General features: G+C 38.4%; 6 protein-coding genes and 1 pseudogene. All 7 read right to left on the bottom strand.

Annotated elements, in window-relative coordinates; all coding sequences use genetic code 11:
- Window positions 1-785: IS256 family transposase (locus H4J59_RS12910; RefSeq protein WP_182239971.1), on the bottom strand; the 785-nt coding region annotated here is incomplete at its 3' end.
- 469 nt (window positions 786-1,254) lie between these two features.
- Window positions 1,255-1,419, bottom strand: a pseudogene (locus H4J59_RS19870) (winged helix-turn-helix domain-containing protein); the annotation flags it as partial.
- Between the two features lie 782 nt (window positions 1,420-2,201).
- Window positions 2,202-2,756 (bottom strand): type I-F CRISPR-associated endoribonuclease Cas6/Csy4, encoded by a 555-nt coding sequence (gene cas6f / locus H4J59_RS12900; RefSeq protein ID WP_182239969.1) that lies wholly within the window; start codon window positions 2,754-2,756, stop codon window positions 2,202-2,204.
- A gap of 8 nt (window positions 2,757-2,764) precedes the next feature.
- The gene (gene csy3, locus H4J59_RS12895) at window positions 2,765-3,748 is read right to left on the bottom strand and encodes a type I-F CRISPR-associated protein Csy3 (RefSeq protein ID WP_182239967.1); all 984 of its coding nucleotides are present in this window, start codon (window positions 3,746-3,748) and stop codon (window positions 2,765-2,767) included.
- Window positions 3,749-3,843: 95 nt separating this feature from the next.
- On the bottom strand, window positions 3,844-4,827 hold the full coding sequence (gene csy2 / locus H4J59_RS12890; RefSeq protein WP_182239966.1) for a type I-F CRISPR-associated protein Csy2: 984 nt from the start codon (window positions 4,825-4,827) through the stop codon (window positions 3,844-3,846).
- 1 nt (window position 4,828) lies between these two features.
- Entirely contained in the window at window positions 4,829-6,175 is a 1,347-nt protein-coding gene (gene csy1, locus H4J59_RS12885) for a type I-F CRISPR-associated protein Csy1 (RefSeq protein WP_182239964.1), read from the bottom strand.
- Window positions 6,176-6,186: 11 nt separating this feature from the next.
- Complete coding sequence (locus H4J59_RS12880; RefSeq protein WP_182239962.1) at window positions 6,187-6,459, bottom strand: hypothetical protein; 273 nt, start codon at window positions 6,457-6,459, stop codon at window positions 6,187-6,189.
- Between the last annotated feature and the right edge of the window lie 28 nt (window positions 6,460-6,487).

The following is a 6,487-nucleotide window of genomic DNA, read 5'->3' as shown; positions in this document are numbered from 1 at the left end:
AATGAATTACGCACCATATGCACAATACAGAGCTGTACCTGCGTTTGAGGATAAACGGTATTAATGGCATCAGGAAAACCTTTAAGGCCATCGACACAGGCGATGAGAATATCTTTTACCCCTCGATTTTGAAGTTCAGTTAACACGTTGAGCCAGAACTTAGCCCCTTCATTTTCGGATATCCACATGCCGAGCAATTCTTTATGGCCTTCAATATTGACGCCTAAGGCGAGATAAACTGCTTTATTAATCACGCGTTTGTCTTGCCTGATTTTAACCACCAAACAGTCTAAATAAACAATGGGGTAAACCGCATCGAGTGGCCTGGCTTGCCATTCAATCACTTGCTCAATAACGGCGTTTGTTACGCGAGAAATAAGCGAGGGTGACACATCAGCATCGTACATTTCCTTGAAGGTAGCGACGATATCACGCGTGGTCATGCCCTTGGAGTACAGGTATAAAATCTTGTCGTCCATCGAGGTGAAGCGGGTTTGGTTTTTCTTCACAAGTTGAGGTTCAAAGCTTGAATCTCTATCGCGTGGTGCATCTAAATCGACTTGACCATCTTCGGCTCTGATGGTCTTCGATGAATAACCATTACGGTAGTTATTTTGCTGGGATTGTTCATGGCGAGCGTAACCAAGATGTTCATCTAGTTCAGCATTAAGTGCTGCTTCAACCGTTATCTTGGTTAACATTCTACGAAAGTCAGTTAAGTCTGCTTCCGTCTTAATTGATTTAGCCGCTTGCTTACCAAACGCTTCGAGTGCTTTCTTATTCATAGTCTGCCTATCCTTAACCCTACATGGGTATTAATAATAGTCAGTTACACAGATTTTGTTACAGGGTCCTTGATCAATATTTTTCTAATCTGAGCATCATACATATCCTCCTTATTCACCAGAATTAAATCCTATTGAACAAGTCTGGTGGTAACTTTATGATTGATAAGTTATCAAACTTCTCGGTTAAGTGTCCTTGATGCCAAGCCGCACCATTCAGAACTATTACGGCGTGTCGTCCCTTTGGAGCTTTTTGGGAGATCAATGATAAGTGCTCTTCCAATCACATCCATATTCATAAATGGAGCGACTAATGCCTCTGTATCTCATGTTGCTGGGCAAACCGCACCAAAAAGATAAGCATATAATAGCTCTTGATCTCGCTCCTTTTATCGCCCAGAGTCTTGTCGTTGTATTTTGCTGTCCAAAGCGTGCCTCATCTTGACACCACACATCGACATTTTTAAGACTAACATTCCACGGGATCGTGAGGATCACTTCCATTTGGAGTTTTTTTTAAATCATCTCGAATTTCTTGTGATTTTTTTGGATGTCTCGAGCGACTAGTTATCCACGAAAAACCTAGTTGATGTAACAGCCAATAAATATTATCAATTGAATAGTCGACTTTAAATTCTTGCGTATATAAGCAACAAGTGTTTGTGCCTTGAGTCTTCCGCCTTTGGACTTAATACTATTATCATGGATATACGGGCTTAACTGAGAGAATTGTTGTTCATTTAGGTTACAAGATCGCCTAGAGCGAGATTTTTCTTTTAAACCATCGAAACCTTGGGCGTAGAGCTTTCTCACCCAATCATTGACGATACGACGATTAACATTTAAGTTTTTGCTGTTTGAGTATTATTAATGCCGGATGTTACTTGTGAAATAGCCATTAAACGAACACGCATTGGTTTCCTTTGCGATAAGTGACTTAAAGTCTATACATTAAAATGAATTCATAAGCGGTGATATTTACATATGAAAATATCACCGCTTAGATCAAAAACTTAATCAAAATGGTATAAGCTGCCTGTACGGCAGTGAACATTAGCTCAGCGCTAGGGGGACTTTTTGAGCATTTCTAAACTGCCAGTGCGGCAGTGAACATAAATTAACTGAAAAAGGTCAATTTATAAATTTTCTAAGCTGCCTGTACGGCAGTGAACTTTTTTGTGAACGATTTATTTTTAGATACAACTTTCTAAGCTGCCTGTGCGGCAGTGAACAATAGAATAACAGTACAAAAATAAGTTACAACAGCTAGTTAACGATAAAAACGTATTTTACCCTTTATTTTCTATATATCTATAACTCATTGTTTACCAGGTTAATTTTTAAAGAACAATTTTTAGATTAAAATCTAAAGTAGATTAGCCGTAAATAACTAACCTACTTTTATACAAGTTAAAACTAAAACCAAGGCACTGTGGCGACTTTGCTTAGACCATAAGTATTAAATTCACCACTAACTGCCGTTGATTGTAATACAGCATGCTCAATAAATAGTTTAATATTATTTTGCTTGGTTGATGCACTGTTGATTTGCACAAACGGCAGTTTTAATAACTTTTGCTGTGTATCCGATATTTTTACCCACGCATCTTGCTCACTTAACCAACCTTTTGCAATTGAACGCTTACGTTTATTATTGGCACTTTTACTTTGTACACGCTTTATAACGCGGTATTGGACACTATCTGGCACTGGTAAAATGTTTTCAACCGAACAATAATCTCTTAATCCTTTTAACCAATCGGTTTGATGTAAATTATTTATACCTTGTTCATTACCATGCAAACGTAGGGTATTCCCTAATGTTTTTTCAACATTAGGGAAACTCACGCCAATATTATTAGTTTGCTGTCTCGCTAATGCACGGTGTAATTTAGACATTAAATTACTTAGCAACACAGGCTCGGTCGCCTCTGGATCTGGTAATAATTTTATATCGCAATAAAAATCCATAATGCCTCCTATTCGCCAAATACGCCGCCACGAATTAACATAGCCATTAGATAGTGCTGCTGCTCTGTTGTTGGTTCTTTACCTTTAATCATCCAAGTATCTAATAAATTATAAAAGTCGTTTTTTTCCTTGGGTTGACGATAAGCCGCACCACGATTAGTGACAGAGCCATAAGGTTCTACAGCAATAGGCCCAACGTCTTCTACCGCTGGATGCCAAGTGTCTATGGTGCGTAATGCGTTACCAATTTTTTGAGAGTGCATGGCTGCTTGGCCTTGAAGTTGATATAAAAACTTACTTTTATCACCTTTACCACCGCCAATGACTAATTCTTGGGAAGGATAAACTGCTTGGCCTTCACCTAGTTGGCTATAAGCTTCAACTTTTATAAAGGTATGGTTTTGTGTTAACCCTTGTTGAATAAAGCCTGCTAACTTGGCGATTTTTTCGCCTGTTGAAAATTTGCGCAAATTATAATCTTGGCAATCAAATGTTATTTGCTCGTCGGCCACGGTAACCACTACTTTCACGTTTTCAGCACCAACACGGTTTCGCCATAAAAAACGCCCACTAGCAATATTAAAGGCGTAGCGTTGTGCTAATTCAGCAAAGCCAGTGTCACTTTGATATTGCTGAATTTTTTCAGCTAACGCCGTTTGATAGTCAGGGCTATTACAGGTAGACGGGGTTGATAAACCCCCTAATACACGTAAGGTAAATACCACTTTAAGTGTATCTGTACTGTGCTGTAATGCGGCAATATCAACCGTTTGTAAATTAGCTTTTGATACTTCAGCATCTAATTTTTCAGGAGCGTTGGCCGTTACTGATTTTAAGCGATTTGAAATAGTCCCTCGTACGGATTTTTCACCTACTTGTATTGCCTGCCACGTTTGTTCGTTCCAATTCCCTGAAAACATTAAGGCGTCTGATGGTACTAATTTCGCTTCAAATGCCAATACTGAAGGGGTTTTTAATTTAAATTCAGCCATGTTTATTACTCCATTTAATAAAATTCATCTTTTTTTGGTCTTCGTTTTTACATTTAGTCTTGTCTTAGTTATGTGTTAGTTATGTACGCTATTAGTTAAAAAGGCGTTTCTTCAAAAAGATCTGGCTCAAGTACTTCTTCAACAAATGGGCTTGATTTAGCGACATACCAGGGGTATTTATGTTCGTAGTGCCACAGTATCCTAGTGATATTTTTTACCCTGTATACGCTTTGCCATTCACCTACGCTATAGGCCGCTTCCGTAAATACAGTCGGCACTTTAGCATCACGCACATTAGCGACTTTACCTGCGTCATAAATAGGAGATATGGCACAATAGCCTGTGGTAATAGGTACTAAATAACCCGTATTAGGTTTTTTTACATAATGCCACTCAGCCTTATTATTGGCTTCAGCTTTTATTGTGCTATTTATGCTTGTCTCGTCGTGTTCATTTGAGGTTGTTTTTTGTGCTTTATATTTAAGTTGCGCAAAGTCACACCATGCATCAAATAAACAAAACTCAGGTTGTTTTTGCTTTTTTTGTTTATAATAGCTTGCTAAATAATCACTACGATCAATTAACACAAAACCGGGCATGAGCTTACGTAATGCTTTGTCTTCTTCACCTAACACCGTCATTTCAATGTTTTCAATATGGCTTATTTGTCCGCCCGCTAAACGTAATCTAGGAATGTTCTGCTTAACATTGGCAATTAAGCCTTCTGTAGTTTCAGTATCGCCACTTATTAAGCCATTAACTTCAATTAATAAGGAAATTTGCATATGCATGCGCCCTTCTTCATTTATCGGTGCGGTATTACCCTGCTGAGTTAACGGATTACGCGATAACGCAAAGACATAATCACCCCAGCCTTTGGGTTGTCGTGCGTGCACTGTATTTTGATGGCTAACAACAGCGACACCACCTAAAGCTACCTTTAATTCTGCCGGCAATTGACGAGAAAGCGCATGAGCAAAACCTAAAAAATTGGTAATAGCTGGAAAGCCATAGGTTAAACCCGCTATAGCATTGGCGTTTTGTACTGATATTTTTTTCAGTAATAAATATTGGCTCATACTAGAGTTCTCCTCGTTTTAGTGTGGCACGCTCAAAGCGTTTTAATTGATGTAAACACAACTTGGCAAAATAGGCGTGTTCAATATCACTTAGCTGATAATGCTCGTTATTTTTTAATTGTTTGATTAACCAGCTCGCAAAATCTGCGGCAACTATTGTTAGCCAATCTTGTTTTTCACGCTCTTGTTGAAAGGCATGGTTTGGATTGTAAACATCAAGCCATAATGTATGCGCTTGTTTAAGCTTGTTATCAGTATCTGGTAATGTTGCCCAGCCAGCTTCTAGTAGTTGAATATTGGCGGCGTGCATCATGAGTTGATCAATAATAGGTAAAATAAAATGATGGTCACGCTGATAACGTATTTTAAAATTACGTTGTTCTGGGGTTAGGTTCGTTAAAAAGGCTTTAAAGTCGCGTAAATAACTTGATACTGTAGAGGTAAATTGTCGATTAAATATACTCAGCTGAGTTATAGGGGGTTTAATTTGCGCTTTAAACGCAGGTGGAGCAGCATTAAGTAAATAATTTTGACCATAACGTTCACTATTTAGCTGTGAAATATTTTGCGGTTTTGAACCGCCAAAACTTTGTATCACGGTATTTAGAAAACTTGTATCAATAGCGTCATGGTATTTATTGGCTCTGCGCGCATCACGTATTTCTTTTGAGTCACCAAAACGTGTGCCCGTTACTTTTTTATGCAGTTTATGCGCTAGCGATGATGAAAATAACGGGCACAGTAAATGGTATTCAGTTTCGCCATCATCACTTTTTAATGGAAAATAAAGCTGCTTGCTAAGTGTGTGAGATGAAAGCTTTTCATCGGCCAATGCGAGTTTAAAACCTACAATCCAACTTTGTATTAATTCAGTTTTATCAGTAAATGTTATTAACGCATCGGCTTTATTCTGTTGTAATTGCGCGATTAAACTATCGCCATTCACTTGTAGTTTTAATAGTTTAGCAACATCTAATGCGGCGGCATTACCCACTACATCAATGGCTTTATCCGTTAGTTTGGCGGTAGCAAGATATTGGTTATCAGTAGTGCTGATGTTATTCACTAAAACACTACTGGCTTTTGCATCACTATGGGTAAATTTAGCAGCATGCGTTGCTAAACTAATTTGTTTAGCTCGCCTTGCTGCATCGGTTAACCATACTTCAGGCTTAAAACTTTCTTCTATTGGCATTGCCTGTTCAGCATAGTCAGCTTTTGCTCTCGCAATAGCGGTTTCATCCGCTTTTTCTAGCACTTTATTCAGTGCTTTTTGTAACGGTTCAAGCTTATTCTGTTTACGCTGTTCAATATAATCAGCAATTGCTTGTGTTAATGTGGCTTCCATACGTAGTCCTTTTACTTGATTTGGTAAACACCTGGTTGTTGATGCCCGTGCCAAGTTGTATTTTCATCTTGTTCTAATGCTCTTAAACCTATGACACCAAACTGTTCACTGGTTTTTTGTCGGCTCTGACTTAATTTATCGGCAAAAAATTGATACGTTTGCACTGTGGTTAAATTGAACCACCAATAATGACCCTGGGCTAATGCAATGCTCTCAGTAAAAAAATGGTTATCTTGTGCGATATATTTAGGTGGGTAGCCCGTATCATCTATTTGACTCCACACCAATTTTTCATCTTCAGGTAGCCGTAAA

The sequence above is a fragment of the Colwellia sp. MB02u-10 genome (assembly GCF_014077185.1).
GTDB lineage: Bacteria > Pseudomonadota > Gammaproteobacteria > Enterobacterales > Alteromonadaceae > Cognaticolwellia.
Note: the sequence above shows the minus strand (reverse complement) of the source record. Positions and strands in the feature narration are given on the sequence as shown.